This is a genomic window from Actinomadura oligospora ATCC 43269 (genome assembly GCF_000518265.1).
Lineage (GTDB): Bacteria > Actinomycetota > Actinomycetes > Streptosporangiales > Streptosporangiaceae > Spirillospora > Spirillospora oligospora.
Map to the genome: position 1 here is coordinate 619,108 of NZ_JADG01000003.1, position 18,879 is coordinate 637,986.

At 73.4% G+C, this 18,879-nt stretch carries 23 protein-coding genes; 12 read left to right on the forward strand and 11 right to left on the reverse strand.

Features of this window, described 5'->3' with window-relative positions:
- The first annotated feature begins 81 nt into the window (after positions 1–81).
- The 3 genes from P696_RS0102485 to P696_RS0102495 all read left to right on the forward strand — a co-directional run bounded on the left by P696_RS0102485 (position 82) and on the right by P696_RS0102495 (position 1,925).
- Positions 82–639: a hypothetical protein gene (locus P696_RS0102485; RefSeq protein WP_026411094.1), complete on the forward strand. Its 558-nt coding sequence runs from the start codon at positions 82–84 to the stop codon at positions 637–639.
- 72 nt (positions 640–711) lie between these two features.
- The gene (locus tag P696_RS0102490) at positions 712–1,329 is read left to right on the forward strand and encodes a TetR/AcrR family transcriptional regulator (RefSeq protein WP_026411095.1); all 618 of its coding nucleotides are present in this window, start codon (positions 712–714) and stop codon (positions 1,327–1,329) included.
- On the forward strand, positions 1,326–1,925 hold the full coding sequence (locus P696_RS0102495) for a DUF1707 SHOCT-like domain-containing protein (protein WP_026411096.1): 600 nt from the start codon (positions 1,326–1,328) through the stop codon (positions 1,923–1,925). Before P696_RS0102490 ends, P696_RS0102495 begins: the two co-directional genes overlap by 4 nt.
- Before the next feature lie 24 nt (positions 1,926–1,949).
- On the opposite strand, the gene hemC is transcribed toward P696_RS0102495, so the two are convergent.
- The 3 genes from hemC to P696_RS55590 form a co-directional block, all read right to left on the reverse strand.
- A complete protein-coding gene (gene hemC, locus P696_RS0102500) occupies positions 1,950–2,861 on the reverse strand; it encodes a hydroxymethylbilane synthase (protein ID WP_026411097.1) in 912 nt (303 codons plus the stop codon).
- Between the two features lie 16 nt (positions 2,862–2,877).
- Positions 2,878–3,306 carry an NUDIX domain-containing protein gene (locus P696_RS0102505; RefSeq protein WP_026411098.1) on the reverse strand — a complete coding sequence of 143 codons (429 nt, stop codon included), beginning with the start codon at positions 3,304–3,306 and terminating at the stop codon, positions 2,878–2,880.
- A 187-nt stretch (positions 3,307–3,493) separates the two neighbouring features.
- Positions 3,494–3,643 carry a hypothetical protein gene (locus tag P696_RS55590; RefSeq protein ID WP_157429476.1) on the reverse strand — a complete coding sequence of 50 codons (150 nt, stop codon included), beginning with the start codon at positions 3,641–3,643 and terminating at the stop codon, positions 3,494–3,496.
- A 155-nt stretch (positions 3,644–3,798) separates the two neighbouring features.
- Here P696_RS55590 and P696_RS0102515 point away from each other — a divergent pair, with 155 nt between their 5' ends.
- The gene (locus P696_RS0102515) at positions 3,799–4,974 is read left to right on the forward strand and encodes a hypothetical protein (protein WP_026411099.1); all 1,176 of its coding nucleotides are present in this window, start codon (positions 3,799–3,801) and stop codon (positions 4,972–4,974) included.
- Positions 4,975–5,089: 115 nt separating this feature from the next.
- Complete coding sequence (locus P696_RS0102520; protein ID WP_026411100.1) at positions 5,090–5,578, forward strand: hypothetical protein; 489 nt, start codon at positions 5,090–5,092, stop codon at positions 5,576–5,578.
- A 19-nt stretch (positions 5,579–5,597) separates the two neighbouring features.
- Here the strand turns inward: P696_RS0102520 and P696_RS0102525 are convergent, their stop codons facing one another.
- The 3 genes from P696_RS0102525 to P696_RS0102535 form a co-directional block, all read right to left on the reverse strand.
- Positions 5,598–6,395, reverse strand: a complete 798-nt coding sequence (locus P696_RS0102525; RefSeq protein ID WP_026411101.1) for an endonuclease/exonuclease/phosphatase family protein — start codon at positions 6,393–6,395, stop codon at positions 5,598–5,600.
- Between the two features lie 48 nt (positions 6,396–6,443).
- Positions 6,444–7,046 carry a TetR/AcrR family transcriptional regulator gene (locus tag P696_RS42745; RefSeq protein WP_051466628.1) on the reverse strand — a complete coding sequence of 201 codons (603 nt, stop codon included), beginning with the start codon at positions 7,044–7,046 and terminating at the stop codon, positions 6,444–6,446.
- 66 nt (positions 7,047–7,112) lie between these two features.
- Complete coding sequence (locus tag P696_RS0102535) at positions 7,113–7,991, reverse strand: LysR family transcriptional regulator (RefSeq protein ID WP_034482751.1); 879 nt, start codon at positions 7,989–7,991, stop codon at positions 7,113–7,115.
- 99 nt (positions 7,992–8,090) lie between these two features.
- Here P696_RS0102535 and P696_RS0102540 point away from each other — a divergent pair, with 99 nt between their 5' ends.
- Complete coding sequence (locus P696_RS0102540) at positions 8,091–8,822, forward strand: SDR family oxidoreductase (protein WP_026411103.1); 732 nt, start codon at positions 8,091–8,093, stop codon at positions 8,820–8,822.
- A 119-nt stretch (positions 8,823–8,941) separates the two neighbouring features.
- Here P696_RS0102540 and P696_RS0102545 read toward each other — a convergent pair whose 3' ends face one another.
- Complete coding sequence (locus tag P696_RS0102545) at positions 8,942–9,409, reverse strand: MarR family winged helix-turn-helix transcriptional regulator (RefSeq protein ID WP_026411104.1); 468 nt, start codon at positions 9,407–9,409, stop codon at positions 8,942–8,944.
- Between the two features lie 170 nt (positions 9,410–9,579).
- Here P696_RS0102545 and P696_RS42750 point away from each other — a divergent pair, with 170 nt between their 5' ends.
- A complete protein-coding gene (locus P696_RS42750; protein WP_051466630.1) occupies positions 9,580–10,863 on the forward strand; it encodes an MFS transporter in 1,284 nt (427 codons plus the stop codon).
- Positions 10,864–10,955: 92 nt separating this feature from the next.
- Complete coding sequence (locus tag P696_RS0102555) at positions 10,956–11,780, forward strand: aldo/keto reductase (protein ID WP_026411105.1); 825 nt, start codon at positions 10,956–10,958, stop codon at positions 11,778–11,780.
- A 27-nt stretch (positions 11,781–11,807) separates the two neighbouring features.
- Here the strand turns inward: P696_RS0102555 and P696_RS57215 are convergent, their stop codons facing one another.
- From P696_RS57215 to P696_RS0102570, 3 genes are all read right to left on the reverse strand, one after another.
- The gene (locus P696_RS57215) at positions 11,808–12,149 is read right to left on the reverse strand and encodes a PASTA domain-containing protein (protein WP_211245587.1); all 342 of its coding nucleotides are present in this window, start codon (positions 12,147–12,149) and stop codon (positions 11,808–11,810) included.
- A 73-nt stretch (positions 12,150–12,222) separates the two neighbouring features.
- The gene (locus tag P696_RS0102565) at positions 12,223–12,522 is read right to left on the reverse strand and encodes a sulfurtransferase TusA family protein (protein ID WP_026411107.1); all 300 of its coding nucleotides are present in this window, start codon (positions 12,520–12,522) and stop codon (positions 12,223–12,225) included.
- A gap of 139 nt (positions 12,523–12,661) precedes the next feature.
- Positions 12,662–13,333: an ArsR/SmtB family transcription factor gene (locus P696_RS0102570; RefSeq protein ID WP_245627471.1), complete on the reverse strand. Its 672-nt coding sequence runs from the start codon at positions 13,331–13,333 to the stop codon at positions 12,662–12,664.
- A gap of 95 nt (positions 13,334–13,428) precedes the next feature.
- Between P696_RS0102570 and P696_RS0102575 the strand changes: the two genes are divergently transcribed.
- Positions 13,429–14,793 (forward strand): MBL fold metallo-hydrolase, encoded by a 1,365-nt coding sequence (locus tag P696_RS0102575; protein WP_026411109.1) that lies wholly within the window; start codon positions 13,429–13,431, stop codon positions 14,791–14,793.
- Complete coding sequence (locus tag P696_RS0102580) at positions 14,790–16,085, forward strand: MFS transporter (protein ID WP_026411110.1); 1,296 nt, start codon at positions 14,790–14,792, stop codon at positions 16,083–16,085. The genes P696_RS0102575 and P696_RS0102580 overlap by 4 nt, the downstream gene beginning before the upstream one ends.
- A gap of 37 nt (positions 16,086–16,122) precedes the next feature.
- Here P696_RS0102580 and P696_RS0102585 read toward each other — a convergent pair whose 3' ends face one another.
- Positions 16,123–16,881, reverse strand: coding sequence for a DeoR/GlpR family DNA-binding transcription regulator (locus P696_RS0102585; RefSeq protein WP_026411111.1), 759 nt, complete (start codon positions 16,879–16,881; stop codon positions 16,123–16,125).
- Positions 16,882–16,960: 79 nt separating this feature from the next.
- On the opposite strand from P696_RS0102585, the gene P696_RS42755 reads away from it, so the two are divergent.
- Positions 16,961–17,617: an HAD family hydrolase gene (locus P696_RS42755; RefSeq protein WP_157429477.1), complete on the forward strand. Its 657-nt coding sequence runs from the start codon at positions 16,961–16,963 to the stop codon at positions 17,615–17,617.
- Between the two features lie 17 nt (positions 17,618–17,634).
- Entirely contained in the window at positions 17,635–18,867 is a 1,233-nt protein-coding gene (locus P696_RS42760) for an MFS transporter (protein ID WP_170026295.1), read from the forward strand.
- Positions 18,868–18,879: the final 12 nt, after the last annotated feature.

Sequence of the window (18,879 nt, forward strand, 5' to 3'; positions counted from 1 at the left end):
CCGGTGACCCGGTCCCGGGGAGGCTCCTGATCGCTTCGGCCGCCGCGCGAAGGTCGGCGGCCCGATCACGGGGGAGTCGACGTGCTTCACGACCACACCGCGCTTCACGACCACGCCGCCAAGGCCCTGGCCGCGGCTCTCGGCGCCGCGACGCTCGTGACCGCGTCCTGGCCCGGCCCGGCGCGGGCCGAGACGAGGGCGGGGTCGCGCGGGTCCTGCCAGGCGTCCAGCCTCGACCCCGCGACGGCCAGGCCCGACCCGCGCTGCACGCCCGGCGCGCTCAACCCGGACGTCACGCAGGCCAACATCCATCGGACGGTCTGCGTCGCGGGCTACACCAGGAGGATCCGTCCACCCGTGTCGTACACCGGCGCGCTGAAGAGACGGCAGATCCGCGAGTACGGCTACCGCGACACCAGCCCGTCGTCCTACGAGGAGGACCATTTCATCCCGCTCAGCCTCGGCGGCGCGCCACGCGACCCGAAGAACCTGTGGCCCGAGCCGGGCGGCAGTCCCAACCCCAAGGACCAGGTCGAGTTCAAGCTCTACAAGGCCGTGTGCGCCGGGCAGGTCACCCTCGCCGCCGCGCAGCACGCCATCGTCAAGGACTGGACGACCGCGGGCGGCATCGTGCCCTGAGAAGGGCGCGGCCGACTCTTGTTGGCAAGGTGGACAACAAGATATTGTCCACCTTGCCAACAGGGAGGGGTCATGACCGGACGACGCAGGCGGACGCCCGAGCAGGCGCGGGAGGAGATCCTCGACGCCGCGACCGACCTCATCGCGCGCCACGGCCCGGACGGCGTCGGCCTGCGCCGCGTCGCGGAGGCGGTCGGCGTGACGCACGGCCTGGTCACGCACTACTTCGGCACCTACCGGGCGCTGGTGCGGGCCGTCCTGGAACGCGAGAACGAACGCAAGCGCGACCTGGTGCGCGAGCGCATGCGCGCCGACGGGGGAGTCCCCTACGCGCGCGGGATGACCGAGGTGCTCTTCGACATCCTCGCGGACGAGCGCTACGTGCGGCTCTGGACCTGGTCCCAGCTCCACGACTGGGACGTCGAACGGTCCACGGTCAGCCTCGCGAAGCTGGTCGACGCGATCGAGGACGGCGTCCGCAGCGTCCTCCCCGGACCGGACGGCCCGGACCGCGAACGCATCGAGATGGTCGTCCTGCTGTCCATGTCCGGCGCCTACGGCTACGCGATCGGCCGCCGCTACTGGCTCACCGACCTCGGCCACGACCCCGACGACCCAGGCCGGGACCAGGCGTACCGCGCCGCGCTGTCCGCCGTGCTCTCCGCCCACCTTGAGGGAAGGACGAAGTGACCGAGAACCCCGAACCCCCCGTCCCCGCCGCGCGCCGGGAGATCCTCGCCTCGGACGAGGACCGCACCCGCGCCGAGCTCCGCCTCCGCGCCGCCGTCGAGAGCGGGCGCCTGCCGCTGGACGAGCTCGACCCCCGCCTGGACGAGGTCTTCCGGGCGCGCACCCAGGGCGAACTGGAGGTCGCCACGCGCGGCCTTCCCGAGCCGGGCCCCAGGGACGCGCTCGTCGTCGACCGCGCCCCGACCTCGCGAAGCCTCCTCGTCGGGATCTTCGGCGGCTTCGAGCGCCGGGGCGAGTGGGTCGTCCCGCCGAAGATGACTCTCTGGACGATGTGGGGCGGCGGCGTCCTGGACTTCTCCGAGGCGCGCTTCAGCAGCCAGGAGACCGAGATCCGCGCGCTCTCCCTCTGGGGCGGCACCCGCATCCTGTTCCCGGACGACATCGAGGTGGACGTCAAGGGCCTCGGCCTGTTCGGCGTCTTCGACAAGAGCGCCACCCGGAGGATCGGCAGGCCCGGCACGCCGCGCGTCGCCGTCCGGGGCCTGGCCCTCTTCGGCGCGATCGTCACCAAGACCAAGGCCCTCCGCCGCCGCTGAACCCGGCCCGCTGGGCCCGGCGCGTCACGCCTCGGCGATCAGCTCCCGCGCGCCCTGGGCGATGAGCTCCCCTCCCACCACCTCCCCGAGCCGCTCCGCCCCGGAGACCGGCGCGACCCGGGACGCCGAGATCGCGCGGCGGCCGTCGCCGGAGAACACGGCCGCCCGCAGCTCCAACTCGTCCCCGGACAGCCGGGCGTGCCCGGCGATGGGCGTGTGGCAGTGCCCGCGCAGCACCGACAGCAACGTCCGCTCGGCGGTCAGCCGCCACCGCGTCGGCGCATGGTCGAGCAAGGCCACCGGCTCGACCATCGCGCCGTCCCCGGCCCGGCACTCCACCACCAGCACCCCGGCCCCGATCGCCGGGACGATGTCCAGCCGCTCATGCGGACGCTCGATCCCCAGCCGCCGCAACCCGACCCGCGCCAGGACGATCGCCGCGTAGTCGCCGCGGTCGAGCTTGGCGAGCCGGGTGTCCACGTTCCCGCGCACCGGCTCGATCCTGAGCCCGGGATACCGCTGGACGAGCTGCGCGTGCCGCCGCACCGACGACGTCCCCACCCGGGCCCCCGCCCCCAACCCGTCCAGCCCCCGCACGCCGCCGTCCTCGGTGAACAGCGCGATGTCGCTGACGTCCTCGCGTTCCAGGCAGGCCGCGATGACCGATCCCTCCGGACGCGGCACGTCTCCGGGAAGGTCCTTGGCGCAGTGCACGGCCGCGTCGATCTCGCCGTCCATCAGGGCCCGGTCGATCTCCTTGGCGAACGCGCCCTTGCCTCCGAGCGCGACCAGGTCGCCGACGCCCTGATGCAGGTCGCCGCTGGTGGCGATCGGCACGATCTCGACCCGCAGGCCGTCGTCCACCCGCTCCAACTCCCGTGCGATCGTCCGCGCCTGCGTCATGGCGAGTGGGGACGGGCGCGTGCCCAGTCTCATCGTTGTCACGGTGTGGTCACTTCCATCCGAGTCGGCTGAAGGTGGCGCCGTCGCGCAGCGCTTCGAAGACCCGCACGGCATGCGGGACGGTCGGATCGGGCAGCTGTGACGGCGACGCCCACATCAGGCCCGAGCACCGGTCCGGCTCCTTCACCTTCGGCTCACCGGTGACCTCGCACCAGAAGTAGAAGTCGAGGATGGTGCCGAACGGCCCGGGCGGCTGGTCGTTGCTGCGGTGCATGACGTGGGCCGGGACGAGCTTCTCCGGGTCCGCGCGAAGGCCCGTCTCCTCGGCCAGCTCGCGCACGACGCACGAGGCGACGTCCTCCCCAGGCGCGAGCTTGCCCGCGGGCGGATGCCACCACCCGTCCCGGTATCCGGTGCCGGACCTCTGCAACAGCAGCACCTCGCCCCGGGCGTTCCGGACGAGCGCGTGGCACGCCACTCACGCGCCCCACCACCCATGGGACACCCCGTCCGCGAACTGCCCGATCAGGTCGTCCGGCACGTCGGACGAGGGTTCGTGCATCGCAGCCTCCCAGCGGAACGACGCCCGGCGGCGTCGTCACGGCAACGCTACTCACGTCCGGGGCCTCCACCCACGAAAGGCGCGCACACGTCCACGAGCGTGGTTACTCCCAGGGAGTGCAGCCCGGAGGCCGCCACTTCCCCGAGAACCGGTCGAAATGCGTGCAGGGATAAGCGGACGCGTGGACCGGGACGGCGGCCACCGAACCGGTCAGCAAGCCGACTCCGAGCAGGGCCACTGCGATGATGCGCATCGGACGCGCTCCTCTCTGGCGCACCGGACGGCGCAGCGCATGGCCCGCCGCCCTGTGTAGTGCTCCATATACATAGAGTGCCTGATCTGCGGTCGAACTCGCGGCCCGTGGGAAGGCCGGACGCCAGGCTTCCGCGAGGGGCTAGGTTGTCCCGCATGTCCGATGATGCTCCGCTGGTTGACCTGATCCAGGAGGGCCGTCCGAGCCCCGCGGTGCCGGCGCGGGTCGGTCGGCACGATGTGCTGGTGGAGCAGGGGTTCATCGGGGTCTTCGTGTACCAGATCCGGGGTGACCGGGTGCTGGTCGTCCATGCGAACAAGGGGCATCGGGACGACGTCGTCGCCGCGCTGCTGGACGCCGTGGACGACATCGCGGACGCAGGCGACCTCGGTTCGATCGTCCGGCTGCGTCCGATCGAGGTCCCCGGGTTCGCGCTGGACCGGGCCGCGCTGCTCGGCCCGGGGCACACCGACTTCTTCCGGGACGGGCCGCTGGCGGATCGCGGGATGCAGGTCATCCCGGTGCACCGTTCGGAGGTCGTCGACGGAGAGGAGTACGAGGCCTGCCGGCCGGGCATCGTCGGCAAGAACCTGTCCATCCGGCACTACGACTGGACGCGCGAGCCGTCGCCCAGGGTCGATGTGCGGCGGCTGGACGACGGCAAGGGCGGCCCGTTCCGGCGCACCCGCGACAGCCGCAGGAGCTCGAAACCCGGGCTCATGCGCGCGCAGCTGGTGTTCGCGCACCACCTGCCCGTCCTGCCGGACGGCGTCAGGGTGTCGGCGATGGACACGCGGGGCCACGACCTGCGCCTGCACCGCGAATGGGACCGGCTGCGCGGCACACTCCAGATCCCCGGCCGAGCCGAGCCCGTCGACGTGGACGTCCCCCGGCTCGCGGTCGGGGAGGTGTTCGGCCCGCTGTTCGGCGGCGCCGACTTCGACCCCGCCGCGCTGGAGGCCGCGCCGCCGCCCGAGCACATGCTGATGATGCGGGTGAACGACCGCGAGCGCCGCCGTTCCGACGCCGACGACCACCCGGCCTCCCTGGACGAGTGCCTGCGCTGGCTGGACGCGCTCGCCCCCACTGACGGCAACCACCTGGTCTTCTCCGGACGGTCGGACGGCGTCGTCCAGATGAGATGGGAGGGGCCCGGCGAGCCGAAGCTCTGGCTGGAGACGCCCGAACCCGCCCACCTCCGCTCCCGCGGCCGCCACGTCACGCGCGACGAGGCCGAGACCATGATCCGGATCCTGGCCCGCGAGGACCGCGTGGCCGTGGACGATCTGGGCGGCCTGGAGACCGTCCCCTGGGGCGAGCCCACCGCCTGACCTGGGGGACCGCCACTCCGACACGGCACCGAGTGCCGTGGTGAAACTGGCCGGGGCCGACCTCACGCGGCAGGATCACCAGGGACGATCCCCACCGCGCACGGAAGGCCCGACGATGAACGAGGCGACGCTCGACCTGCTGCTCGACGTGGTCGCACGCCTCGAACGCAACATCACCGCCCGGCGGTGCCCGGCGATCTGCGGCCTGGTCGGGGACCGCCACCTCACGCTGTCCGACTACGCCTACCTGCGCGACGACGCCGCCGCGGGCGCCTTCGAACGGCGCGCCGCCGCGCAGGTGCGGCGGATCCGCGCGATCCGCTGGGTCATCGCCGTCCCCATGATCATCGCCATGGGCCCCGGAGCCGTGCTGAACGGGCGTCCGGTGTCCAACCGGGCCCTGCGCGACGGCGAGCAGGAGGCCATCGTCTGGACGGCCTTCGACCGCGGCGACGGCGTCGACTACGGCATCGTCGCCTACACCCGCCGTCCTGGAGGCCAGCCGGTCTACCACGACCCCGAGATCTTCACCGCGCCGCTCACCAGCACCGCGACGGCCCCCGGCTCCACCCTCCGCCGGACGCTGTTCGACGGCGCCGACTGAACCCGCGGCCCTCCGGCCGTCAGAGTTCGAGCAGCAGCGCCCGGTGGTCGGACACCTCCGGCTCGGCGAGGACCTCGAACCGCCGGACGGCCGAGGGGTCGGAGACCAGCAGGTAGCTCGCGTGCCGCAGCGGCTTGGGGTAGCGGGACGTCCGGGTGTCGGACTCGCGGACGAGGTCGACCAGCCCGATCCCGGCGAGCACCTCGAAGGTCTCGCTGCCGGGCAGCAGGTTGAGGTCGCCGCAGACGACGGTCAGGTCGCCGTCCTCGCGCGCGTCGGCGACCAGGTCGGCGAGCCGCTTGGCCTGGGCCAGCCGGGCGGGGGTGTCGCCCTTGCCCGCCGGGTCGCGCAGGCCGTGCAGCTGGACGACCGTGACGAACCGCCCGGACGCGCGGTCGAAGACCCGCACTGCCTGCGCCGCCCGGGGACGGTCGCCGGCGGGCCACTCGTCCGGGTGCTCGGCGTACTCGCCGTGGACGAACGCCGTCCGCGTCCCGACCAGCGGCAGCGTCTCGGCGACGAAGGTCGCCACCCCGAAGTCCTGCCGGTGCACGAGCCCGTCGTCGTCGCGGACGGGACCGGCGTCGCTCGCGGTGAACACGGCGTGGTGGCCGGGGAGCAGGGACCGGACGTCGTCCAGCAGGTCCGCGCGCTGCGGCAGTGACCGCTCGGCGTCGTCGAACCGCGTCCACCCGCCGAGCGCGGCGGTGTGAGTCATTTCTTGGAGACAGAGGACGTCGGCGCCGTTGGCGCCGAGCCAGGGGGCGAGGGCGTCGAACATCGCGCCGCCCCAGGCGTTCAGAGAGATGATCCGCACGGGACCATGATCCTAGGGCCTGTCCGGGGGCGGTGCTCCCACCGGGGCCTACGGCGCGGGCTTGGTGAAACGTGCGATGAGGTCGTGGAGGTACTCGCGGAAGCGGGCGATGGCGGGTGGCTCGTCGCTGCCGTGGCCGCGACCGTCCTGGCCGATGAAGCCGAACTGGACGAATCCGTGGACGCACCAGATGATGTTCCAGATCGCCAGCTCCAGGTCCACGTCCGGCAGCACGCCGGGCGACATGACCTTGTACATCGTGGACAGGACGGGCTTGGCGAACGGCGTCTCGACGTCGAGGTCGGCGGCGTCCCCGGCCCAGCGGTGCATCCACATCCCGACGAACGCGCGGTGGGTGAGGCAGAAGTCCAGGAAGGCGTCGCCGATCCGCTGGACGCCGCGCGTGTCCGGGGTGAACGCCTCGAGCGCCCCCGCGAGCGCCTCCTGCTCCTGCCGGTGGAGCCAGGTGAACACGCCGAGGTAGAGGGTGGGCTTGTCCCCTCCGATCTCGGTGAGCTCGGAGGTCGGGAGGCCCGCCGCGTCCGCGATCAGCTTCAGGTCGACCGCGTCGTATCCGAGGTCGGCGAACAACCGGCTGGCGGTCTCGTAGACCTGCTCGAGACCCTTGCTCACCTGGGGCATCTCCACCATGACTCCACGTTAGGCGCGCGGCGCCGACCGGCGGAACGCGCCGCGCCGCGTCGCGGCGCCGACGTTTCAGCCGGACGCGGCCGATCCGGCGGTCTCGGCGATCTCGGCGAACTCGGTGAGGAGGGGGTTGCGGCGGGCGGCGTCCCAGGCGAGGTTCACCGGTGTGGGGGCCAGGTTCTCGACGACGGCGTAGGTGATGTCGGGGCGGGTGTAGAACGTCGCGACCGACAGCGGCAGGATCACCAGGCCCCGGCCCGCCGCGACGTGCTCGAGCTTCTCCTCGACGCTGTGGAAGACGGGCGCCGCCGGACGGTTCCGCGCGCGCATCTCGACGCCGATGTCCCGCCACTCCGGGACGGCGTCGAGGTTCTGGAGCAGGTGCTCGCCCGCGAGGTCGGCCCCCGTGACGGCGTCCTCGCCCGCCAGCCGGTGGTCGGCCGGGAGGACGGCGACGCGCGGCTCGGTGAACAGCGGACGGACCGTCAGGCCCCTCTGGTCGACCGGCGGGCGGATGTAGCTGACGTCGACGCGTCCGTCGCGGACGACGTCGACCTGGTCGTCCCAGGTCGTCCGGACGAGGTCGACCGACAGCCCGGGATGCCGGGCGCCGAGCTCGCGCACGGCGGCGGTGACGATGAGGCCCGGCATGAAACCGACGGTGAACGTCCGGGGGCCGCGCGCGGCGCGCCGGACGCGGCGGCGTAGCGCCTCGGCCCCCGCCAGCAGGGACGGCGCGTCGGCGAGCAGCTGTCGTCCTGCGGGGGTGAGCGCGGTCGAACGCCGGTCCCGGTCGAACAGCGTCACCTTCAGCTCGTCCTCCAGCGCCCGGATCTGCCGGGACAGCACCGGCTGGGCGATGTGCAGGGACGCGGCGGCGCGGCCGAAGTGCAGGTGCTCGGCGACCGCCACGAAGTACCGCAGCTTGCGCAGGTCGACGTCGGTCATGATGCCCTGAGGGTATTACAGCGCCGGACGAGGGTCTTGGACGCGGCGGCGGCCCGGCCCGCATCGTTGGGGGACGGAAGACCGGAAAGGAACTTTGAGATGTCCCCCTTCGACAAGCTCGCGGGTCAGCGCGTGGTGGTGCTCGGCGGAACGTCCGGGATCGGGCTCGCGGTCGCGGAGGCCGCAGCGGCGGCGGGCGCGGTCGTGACGGTCGCGTCCAGCCGGAAGGAGAACGTCGAGCGCGCGCTCGACCGCCTTCCCGCGGGCGCCGCCGGTGAGGTCGCCGACCTCACCGACCCCGCGCGCGTGCGGGAACTGTTCGACCGGCTCGGCGAGATCGACCACCTCGTCTACACCGCGGGCGACCCGCTCCTGCTCGCGCCGGTGACCGAGCTCGACCTCGACGCCGCCCGCGACTTCTTCGCCCTGCGCTACTTCGGGGTGCTCGCGGCCGTCCAGGCGGCCGTGCCGAGGCTGCGCGAGGGCGGCTCGATCACGCTGACGACCGGCACCGCCGGGCCGCGTCCGATGCCGGGCACGGCGGTCACCTCCAGCATCTGCGCCGCGATGGAGGGGCTCACACGCGCGCTCGCCGTCGAGCTCGCGCCGATCCGCGTGAACGCCGTCATGCCGGGCGTCGTCCGGTCGAACCTGTGGGCGCCGCTGCCGGACGACATGCGCGAGCGGCTGTACGCCGACACCGCCGCCGCGACCCCGCTGAACCGCGTCGGCGAGGTGGACGACATCGCCGAGGCGTACCTGTTCACCATGACGCAACGCCACGCGACCGGGACCGTCATGGTCCTGGACGGCGGCGCCGTCCTGGCCTGACGTCCGCCGGGCCGACGGGGCCGCCAAAGGCGAGGACCGTCCGGAAGCACACGCTTCCGGACGGTCCTCGCGGTTTCTGTTCCCGTCGTCCGAACGGAGGTCGGCCTCGGCGCGGCGGGTCAAGCGGGCTGGACGTCGCCCTGGAGCTGCTCGACGGCCTGGACCAGCGGCGCGAGCGCGGGCTCGGTGGCCGCCTGGTCGAGGGCCTCGCGCAGGGCGGTGTTGTGGGTGGGACGGGCCTGCTCCAGCAGGCGCGCGCCCTCCTCGGTGACGTCGGTGTAGATGCCGCGCCGGTCGGTGGGGCACAGGTAGCGCCCGAGCAGCCCGCGCTCCTCGAGCCGGGTCACCAGCCGGGTGGTGGCGCTCTGGCTGAGGACGACGGAGTCGGCGACCTGCCGCATCTGCAGGTGCCCGCCCTCGCCGTCGTGCTGGCGGCTCAGCACGTCCAGGAGGGAGTACTCGCGCGCGCTCAGCCGGTGCTCGCTCTGGAGCGCGCGCTCGACGCGGTTCTCGATGCGCGCGTGCAGCAGCGAGAGCGCCGACCAGCCGTGCGCGAGCGCGGTCATCGCCGGGTCGGTGGCGGTCATGGGCAGCTCCCTCGGTCGGGGGTCGTGCGGGCGGACACGGGCGGGGGATCCGCCGCGATGTCGCTGACCTCACTATACCCGCGTTTGCCAATAGCCCGCGTCTGCAATTATTGTGGACGCGTGTAAGGCGCTTGCGCATCTCATTCCCCGTCTGGCAAAGGACCCTCGTCATGCCGCTCGCACTGCTGGCCCTGGCCATGGGGGCCTTCGGAATCGGCACCACGGAATTCGTGATCATGGGGCTGCTGCCCCAGGTCGGCGCGGATCTCGGCGTGTCGGTGCCGACGGCCGGCCTCCTGGTGACCGGCTACGCCCTCGGCGTCATGCTCGGCGCGCCGATCATGACCGTCCTCGGCACCAAGGTCTCCCGCAAGAGGATGCTCATGCTGCTCATGGGCCTGTTCATCCTCGGCAACCTCATCTCGGCCGTCGCGCCGGTCTTCGCCGTCATGCTGATCGGCCGGGTGGTGGCCTCGCTGGCCCACGGCGCCTTCTTCGGCATCGGCTCCGTCGTCGCCGCCGAGCTGGTGGCCCCGCAGAAGAAGGCCGGGGCCATCGCGATGATGTTCACCGGCCTCACCGTGGCCAACGTCGTCGGCGTCCCGCTCGGCACGCTCGTCGGCCAGACCGCGGGCTGGCGGGTGACCTTCCTCATCGTCGCCGCCCTCGGCGTCGTCGGCCTGGCGGGGGTCGCCAAGCTCGTTCCGGACGTGCCCAAGCCCGAGGGGGTCCGGCTGCGGGACGAGGTCGCCGCGTTCAGGAACACCCAGGTCGTCCTCGCCATGGCCATGACGGTCCTCGGCTTCGGCGGCGTGTTCGCGGCGATCACCTACATCGCGCCGATGATGACCGAGGTCGCCGGCTTCGCCGAGTCCTCCGTGACCTGGCTGATGGTGGTCTTCGGGGTCGGCATGGTGGTCGGCAACCTGGTCGGCGGGCGCTTCGCGGACCGCAGGCTCATGCCGATGCTCTACACCGCCCTCGGCGGCCTGGCGCTGGTCCTGCTGCTGTTCACCTTCCTGGCCTCGGTCAAGGTCGCGGCCGTCGTCGCGGTGTTCCTCGTCGGGGCCCTCGGCTTCGCCACGGTCCCGCCGCTCCAGAAGCGCGTCCTGGACCACGCCCAAGGCGCGCCGACCCTGGCCTCGGCCGCCAACATCGGCGCCTTCAACCTGGGCAACGCCCTGTCCGCCTGGCTCGGCGGCCTGGTGATCTCCGGCGGCCTCGGCTACGCCGCGCCCAACGCCGTCGGGGCCGTCCTGGCCGCCGCCGCGCTGGCGCTGGCCGTCGTCTCGCACCGGCTCGAGCTGCGGCCCGCGCGCACCGCGCGCACCGCAGCCTCCGTCCCGGCGGCCCACGCCCCTGACCTGGCGGCCCACGCCCCTGTCGCGGCGGCCCACGAGCCTGTTGCGGCCGCCCACCACGACGTCGCCCGGAACACCGTCCGGGCGCTCTGATCCGCCTCGTCCGCGGACGGGCGGCGACCTGCCCGACGGCAGACCGCCCGCCCCGTCCCGGACATGGCGGTACCGAAGAAAGGACCCTTGAAATGATCTCCGTGCCGAACGTGACGCTCAACAACGGCGTGACCATGCCCCAGCTGGGCTTCGGCGTCTTCCAGGTCCCCGACCAGGAGACCACCGCGGCCGTCACCGCCGCCCTGGAGGCCGGCTACCGCAGCATCGACACCGCCGCGATCTACGGCAACGAGCGCGGCGTGGGCCAGGCCCTCGCCGCCTCCGGCATCGCGCGCGACGAGCTGTTCGTCACGACCAAGCTGTGGAACGAGGACCAGGGCCACGACCGGACCCTGGCCGCCTTCGACGCCTCCCTGGACAGGCTCGGCCTCGACCACGTGGACCTCTACCTCGTCCACTGGCCCACCCCGGCCCGGGACCTGTACGTCGAGACCTACCGGGCGCTGGAGAAGATCCTCGCCGACGGGCGGGCCCGCGCCATCGGCGTCTCGAACTTCCAGGTCCCCCACCTGCGGCGGCTCACGGACCACACCGGCGTCACCCCGGCCGTCAACCAGGTGGAGCTGCACCCCGGCCTCCAGCAGGCCGGGCTGCGCGCCTTCCACGCCGAGCACGGCATCGCCACGGAGGCCTGGAGCCCCCTGGCCCAGGGCGCGGTCCTCGGGGACGAGGCGGTCGTGCGGATCGCCGGGGCCCACGGCGTGAGCCCGGCGCAGGTCGTGCTGCGCTGGCACCTGCAGGTCGGCAACGTCGTGATCCCCAAGTCCGTGACGCCCGCCCGCATCCGGCAGAACCTCGACGTCTTCGGCTTCGAGCTCGGCGACGCCGACATGGCCGCCCTCGCCGGTCTCGACCGCGGCCTGCGCACCGGCCCGGACCCCGACACCCTCAACTGACCGGGGACGCCCGGGCCGTCCGGGGCGTCAGTCCGTGTACTTCTTGCTGTAGAGCGTGATCTGCGTGCCGGACGAGACGCGGGCGCCCGCGGTGGGGGACTGGCGGACGACCACCCAGTTCCGGTCGATGAGCAGCTTGCGGTTGCGGCCCGTGGCGTCGCGCTCGGCGAGGTTGCGCAGGCCACGGGACTGCATGAGGTTCTGCGCCTTCTGGTGGTTCATGCCGACGACGCTCGGCACCGTGACCGATCCGGAGACACGCCGGTAGGTGGTGTGGCGGCGGTGCCCGGCATGGGTTCCGCAGCCCGCGACCGTGACCGTGGCGGCCGTGGCGAGGACGACCGGAGCGACGAGCAAGCGAGAGGACAACGCGTCTCCTGGGGCTTGGGGGGAAAACGAGACGAGTTGGACGTGGCGGGGCGTCCCCGGGTTCCCCTCGTCCTCAGTTTTCCTGGACGGCCGGACGCCAGGGCGAGTCCGGCCTGGTCGGGCGCGCGTCGGCGGCGACCCGGAGCGCGTAGCCGGGGGTGCCCGGCGACTCCGGGAGCGGGCCCAGGTAGTGGTGGCCGGTGAGGTGGCACCATGCGGGCAGGTCGATCGGCGCGGCCGGGTCGGACGCCAGCAGGTGGACGACCGTGCCCGGCGCGAGGCCGGCCAGGTGGGCGCGGAGTTCGAGCAGGAGGCGCACGCAGGCTTTGTCGCCACCGTCGATGACGATCGGTTCTTCCGGACGGCTGGTCACAGGACTGCTCTCACGACGTGGAATGCGAGGGATGCTCCTTATTACCGTGCCGTGGCCGCTTTGGCCAGCGCGGGCAGCGGCGAGCCGGACGTCCTCGAGGGTGCTCCAGCGGCGGGCCGGGCGGCCGGGCGGGCGTCGGTCATGCTTCGGCTTCCGTGGTGATCGGCAGGCCGGAGCGGCGCCAGTCGGGCAGGCCGCCGTCCAGCATGTGGGCGGTGAACCCGTGATCGCGCAGCAGCCGGACGGCGTCCGGGGCGAACACGCAGTACCGGCCGCGGCAGTAGGCCACGATCTCGGTGTCCGCGGGCAGATCGGAGAGCCGGGCGGCGAGCAGGTCGTGCGGGACGTTGACCGCCCCCGGGATGTGCCCGGCGGCGTACTCGGCCTCGGGCCGGACGTCCAGCACCAGCACCCGGCCGTCGCGCAGGCGGCGGGCCAGCTCGTCGTGCGCGACCGGGTGCAGGGCGTCCACGTCGCCCAGGTAGTCGCGGGCGGCGCGCTCGACCTCGGCGAGCCGGGCGGCGGCGAACTCCTGCACCCGTCCGACGAACTCCTCGACCCGCTCGTCGGCGAGCCGGTAGAAGATCCGCACGCCGTCGCGGCGGGAGTCGACCAGCCCGGCCTGGGCCAGCGCGCGCAGCTGGGCGGAGGTGTTGGACACCTTCATCCGGGCCGCCTCGGCCAGCTCCTCCACGCTCCGTTCGCCCTGGGCCAGCAGGTCCAGCAGCTCGAGCCGGGCGGGGTTGGACAGCGCCTTGCCCACCCGGGCGAACTGCCCGTACAGGTTCATCTTCCGCGTATGGTCATCCACCAGCATATTCCAATCCCTTTTGGAGTATTGTAGTACGTGACGGAGGGGGATAGAACACCTACCGGCCGTGTTTCATCGCTAGTGGGGGGTATTCCGTGGGCTTCGCCCGAAACCATCTGATCCGGCTCACCGACGAGGGGCTCGGCAACTCGGCCTACCTGGTCGACCTCGGCGACGGCCGGGCGCTGGCCGTGGACGCCTCCCGCGACCTGCGCGCGCTGCGCCGGGCGGCCGAGGGGCGCGGACTGCGGGTCGCCCTCGCCGCCGACACCCACCTGCACGCCGACTTCCTGACCGGCGCGCTGCGCCTCGCCGCCGAGGACGGCGCGCGGGTCCTCGCGTCCGCGGCCGGGGACCGCGCCTACGCCCATCGGGCGCTCGCAGAGGGCGACGAGGTCGATCTCGGCGGCCTCACCCTGCGCGCGCTCGCAACCCCCGGCCACACCCGCGAGCACCTCTCCTACCTGCTGCTGGACGGCCCGACCCCGGTCGGCGTGTTCACCGGCGGCTCGCTGATCGTCGGCTCGGCCGCCCGCACCGACCTGGTCGACCCGGCGCTGACGCTCGAGCTGGCCCATGCCCAGTACGCCTCGCTGCACCGCCTGGCCGAACTGCCGGACGCCACCCCGGTCTGGCCCACGCACGGCGCCGGGTCGTTCTGCTCCGCGCCGTCCGGGCAGGACAGGACGACCACCATCGGCGCGCAGAAGCTGGCGAACCCGCTGCTCGCCGCGCCCGACGCCGACGCCTTCGCCGATCTGCTGATCTCCGGCCTCGGCACCTACCCGCCGTACTTCGACCGCCTCGGCGAGGTCAACCGCGCCGGTCCCGAGCCGCTGTCCGGCGAGCCCCGGGTGCCCGAACTCGACTCCGGGCGGGCCCGCCGGATGCTGGCCGACGGCGTCCTCGCCGTGGACGTCCGGCCGGTCGACCGGTTCGCCGCCGGGCACGTCCCCGGGGCGCTGTCGAACGCGCTGCGCCCGTCCTTCGCCACCTGGCTCGGCTGGATCGTCGCCGACCCCGCCACCCCGTGGATCGCCGTCACCGAGCCCGGCCAGGACGTCGCGGAGGCCGCCTGGCAGGCCCTCAAGATCGGTCACCGCCCGCCCGACGGTCATCTCCCGGCCGCCGCCTGGGACGGCCCGCTGACGACCATCCCGCGCCTGACCGCCGACCGGATCGAGGGCCGCACCGTACTGGACGTCCGGCAGGACGACGAGTTCACCTCCGGGCACATCCCGTCCGCCCGGCACATCGAGCTGGGCGCGCTCGCCCGGACGGCCGCCGCGACCGGCCCCGGCCCGGGCGAGCCGACCGTCGTGATGTGCGGTCACGGAGAGCGCGCCGCGACCGGGGCCAGCCTGCTGCTGCGGCGCGGCGCCCGCGACGTCGCGGTGCTGCACGGCGGCCCCGGCGACTGGGCGGCGCTGACCGGCCGCGCCCTGCAGGAGGGGGAGTGACCCCCACCGTTCCCCGCCGCCCGCCCGCGCTGGGGCTGCGCGCCAACCTGGCGCAGTTCCTGCTGCTCGTCGCGGTGAACGCGCTGGTCGGGGGCATGCTCGGCCAGGAGCGCACGGTCCTGCCGCTGCTCGCCCGCGACACCTTCCACCTTTCGGCGTACACGGCCGCGCTCACCTACATCGTCGCGTTCGGCGCGACCAAGGCGATCGCGAACTTCTTCGCCGGGACGCTGTCGGACCGGTTCGGACGCAAGCCCGTCCTGGTCGCCGGATGGCTGGTCGCCGTGCCGGTGCCGCTGCTGCTGATCTGGGCCCCGTCCTGGGGCTGGATCGTGGCCGCCAACGTCCTGCTGGGCGTCAGCCAGGGCCTCACCTGGTCGACGACCGTGATCATGAAGATCGACCTGGTCGGGCCCGCCAGCCGCGGCCTGGCCATGGGCTTCAACGAGGCCGCCGGGTACCTCGCGGTCGCCGTCACCGCGCTGGCGACCGGCGCGATCGCCGCGCACGCCGGGCTGCGGCCCGGCCCGTTCCTGCTCGGCGCGGCCTACGCGGCCCTGGCGCTCGGCCTGTCGACGCTGGCCGTCCGGGAGACCCGCGGGCACGCCCGGCTCGAGGCCGAACGGCACGCCTCGGCGGGCCACGACCCGCACGCCGGGCTGTCCACCGGGCAGATCGTCCGCCGGACGAGCGTCGGCGACCGGGCGCTGTCGGCCGCCAGCCAGGCCGGGATGGTCAACAACCTGAACGACGCGCTCGCCTGGGGCGTCTTCCCGATCCTGTTCGCCGCCCACCACGTGCCGCTCGCCCAGATCGGCCTGCTGGCCGCGCTGTACCCGGCGGTGTGGGGCGTCGGCCAGCTCGTCACCGGCTGGTGGTCCGACCGCGTCGGACGCAAGCACCTCATCACCGCGGGCATGCTCATCCAGGCCGCCGCGATCGGGCTGGTCGCGCTCGGGACGACCGTCCCGGTCTGGGCCGCCGCGCAGATCCTGCTCGGCGTCGGCACCGCGCTGGTGTACCCGACGCTGCTCGCGGTCGTCGGCGACATCGCCCACCCGGCCTGGCGCGCCCGCGCCGTCGGCGTCTACCGCCTCTGGCGGGACGGCGGGTTCGCCGTCGGGGCCCTCCTCGCGGGGGCCGTCGCCGACGCCTACGGCCTCACCGCCGCGATCTGGGCTGTGGCCGCCCTGACCGCCGCGTCCGGGCTGGTCGTCGCCGTCCGCATGTACGAATCCCATCCCGTCCGGGTTCGCCGGGAAGCCCCCGCGGAGGATCTGCCCGTCGGCTGACCCAGGCCCATCGGGCGACGCCGCCGGGCGGCGCGGCTCAGACCTGGATGACGGTGACGCCCGCGGCCTCCAGCCGTTCCAGTTCGTCGCGGGGCGCGGACGCGTCGGTGACGACCGCGTCCAGGTCGGTGACCGGGCAGACGAAGCCGAGGCCGGTGCGCCCGAACTTCGACCCGTCGCAGACCGCGATCCGGCGCTGGGCGGCGGCGATCGCGGCCCGCTTCACCGGCACCTCGGCCAGGTCGTGCGCGGTCAGCCCGTGCTCGGCCGACAGGCCGCAGACCGCGACGACGGCGGTGTCCACGCGCAGGGCCCCGAGGGACGCCTCGGTCAGGTGGCCCGCCAGCAGCCAGGTGCCCGGGATCATCTGCCCGCCGGGCACGAGCAGCCGGACGTCCTGGGCGGTGCTGAGCGCGTTGAGCGAGTAGAGGTCCAGCGGGATCGCGGTGATCCGGCGGTTCGCCAGCAGCCGGGCGACCCCCAGCGTGGTCGTGCCGCTGTCGATGATGACCGACTCGCCGTCGCTGATCATCGCGTCCATCTTCTCGGCGATGGCCCGCTTGGCGTCCACGGCCTCGTGCTCGCGCAGCGCGAACGGAGGGTTCTCGCCGCGCAGCAGCAGGCTCACCGCGCCGCCGCGGACGCGCCGGAGCACGCCCTGCTCGGCGAGCAGGTCCAGGTCGCGGCGGATCGTCATCTCCGAGCAGCCGGTCTCCGCGGCCAGCTCCGCCACGGTCACCCGCTCGCTCGTCCGCAACCGTTCGATGATCTCAACATGCCGGTTCAAACCTTCCATATGTGCAATCACACGTGATACGTGTTTATAAGTCAAGTTTCGACGCGCGATTCGAGAGCGAGACACCAACGTGGGCAGTGTGGGCACCAGCGTGGGCAGTGGCGTGGACCGGACCGTGGACTGGGTCGTCTTCGACTACGGCGGCGTGATCTGCAGGCCGCCGTCACCCGCTGCCGGGCGGCGGCTGGCGGACGCGGCGGGCGTCGAACCCGCCGAGTTCTGGTCGGCCTTCTGGCACCACCGCGCCGACTACGACCTCGGCGCCGTGGACGCCGCCGCGTACTGGCGCAACGTGTTCGTCCGGCTCGGACGCCCTGGCGCCGAGGTCGAGGTCGAGCGGCTGGTAGCCCTCGACCTGAGCGCCTGGCTGGACCTGGACGCCGGGACGCTCGAGGTCGTCGACATGCTGGCGGCGCGCGGCGCGCGGCTCGCCCTGCTGTCCAACGCCCCGGCCGAGATGGCGAGGCTGATCGACGGTGAGGGCTGGTCGGCCGCGTTCCGGCACCGGCTGTACAGCGCCGACCTGCGCATGGCGAAGCCGGACGCGCAGATCTACCACCGGATGTGCGCGATCCTCGGCACCCGTCCCGACCAGGTCGTGTTCATCGACGACCGGCTGGAGAACGTGGACGCGGCCGAGGGCGTCGGCATGCGGGCGCTGCTGTTCCAGGACGCCGCGAAGCTCTGGAGCGACCTGTCCTTCCTGCTGCCCGCGTCCCTGGCCCGTCCCCGATGACCACGTCGCCTCCGGGCGTGACAGGGGCGCCTCCGGCCGCGTCGCGGGCCGCGCGGGCGCGCGACCGGGGCCCGACGTCGTTCGGCCGCACGGCGATGGCCGGGATGTGCGTGTCCTTCGTGGTGATCGGCGTGCTCCAGGCGCTGTACGGCCCGGCGGCGCCCGCGATGCGCGAGCGCTTCGGCCTGTCGTCCGGAGCCGTGGGACTCGCGCTGTCGGTGCACTTCGTCGGCGCGCTGCTCGGCGTCCTCGGCACCCCGCGCCTGCGCCGGATCGGCAACCGGTCCTTCCTGGCGGCGGCCCTGACCACGATCGCGCTCGGCTGCGCTGGGTTCGCGCTGGCGCCCACGTGGCCGGTCGCGCTGGTCGCGGCGTTCGTCGCCGGGGTCGGCTTCGGCTGGATCGACGTCGGCGTGAACGAGATGTTCATCGAGTACCACGCCACGAGCGGCCGCAGCAGCACGGGCATGCTGAACCTGCTCCACGGCACCTTCGGGGTCGGCGCCGTCCTCGCGCCGCTGCTCGTGGGCGCGCTGCCGGGACGCATGTACCCGTGGGCCTTCGCGATGTGCGCGCTGCTGTCCCTGTCCGTGCTCGCCACCCTGAAGGGCGTCGAGGGCGGCCCGCGCCGGACGACGGCGTCGGCGAGCGTGCCCTGGGCGGCGGCCGGACGCATGACCGTCCTGTTCACGGTCTTCTTCGCACTGCACGTCGGCGTCGAGGCCGGGACCGGCGGCTGGGAGACGACCCACCTGGTCGGCCTCGGCTGGACGCCCGGCCCGGCCGCGATGGCCACGTCCACGTTCTGGCTGGCCATGACCGGTGTGCGGTTCGCGGTCAGCCCGATCGCCCGTTACTTCACGGCCGAGCGGATCATGCTGGCGTGCCTCGCGGTGATGCTGCTCGGCCTGCTGCTGGCCCACGTCGGCCCGGTCGCCCCGGCCGGATACGTCCTGGCCGGGCTCGGCGTCGGGCCGCTCTTCCCGACCGGCCTGGTCTGGCTGACCGAGAAGGCGCCGGGCGTCGGCGGCGTCACGTCCTACGTGATCGCGGGATCGATGCTCGGCGGACTGCTGCCGAGCGCCATCGGCGGCGCGGCCGGACGGTGGGGATCCGGCGTGGTCCCCACCGTGCTGGCGGCCACGGCCGCCGCGGCGCTCGCGGTCGCGGTGACGATCCGGGCGCTCCCCGCGACCCGGACGACGGCCACGGCCGCGCGACCCGAACCCGTTCGGGAACCACGGCCGTGACGGCTCGCCCCC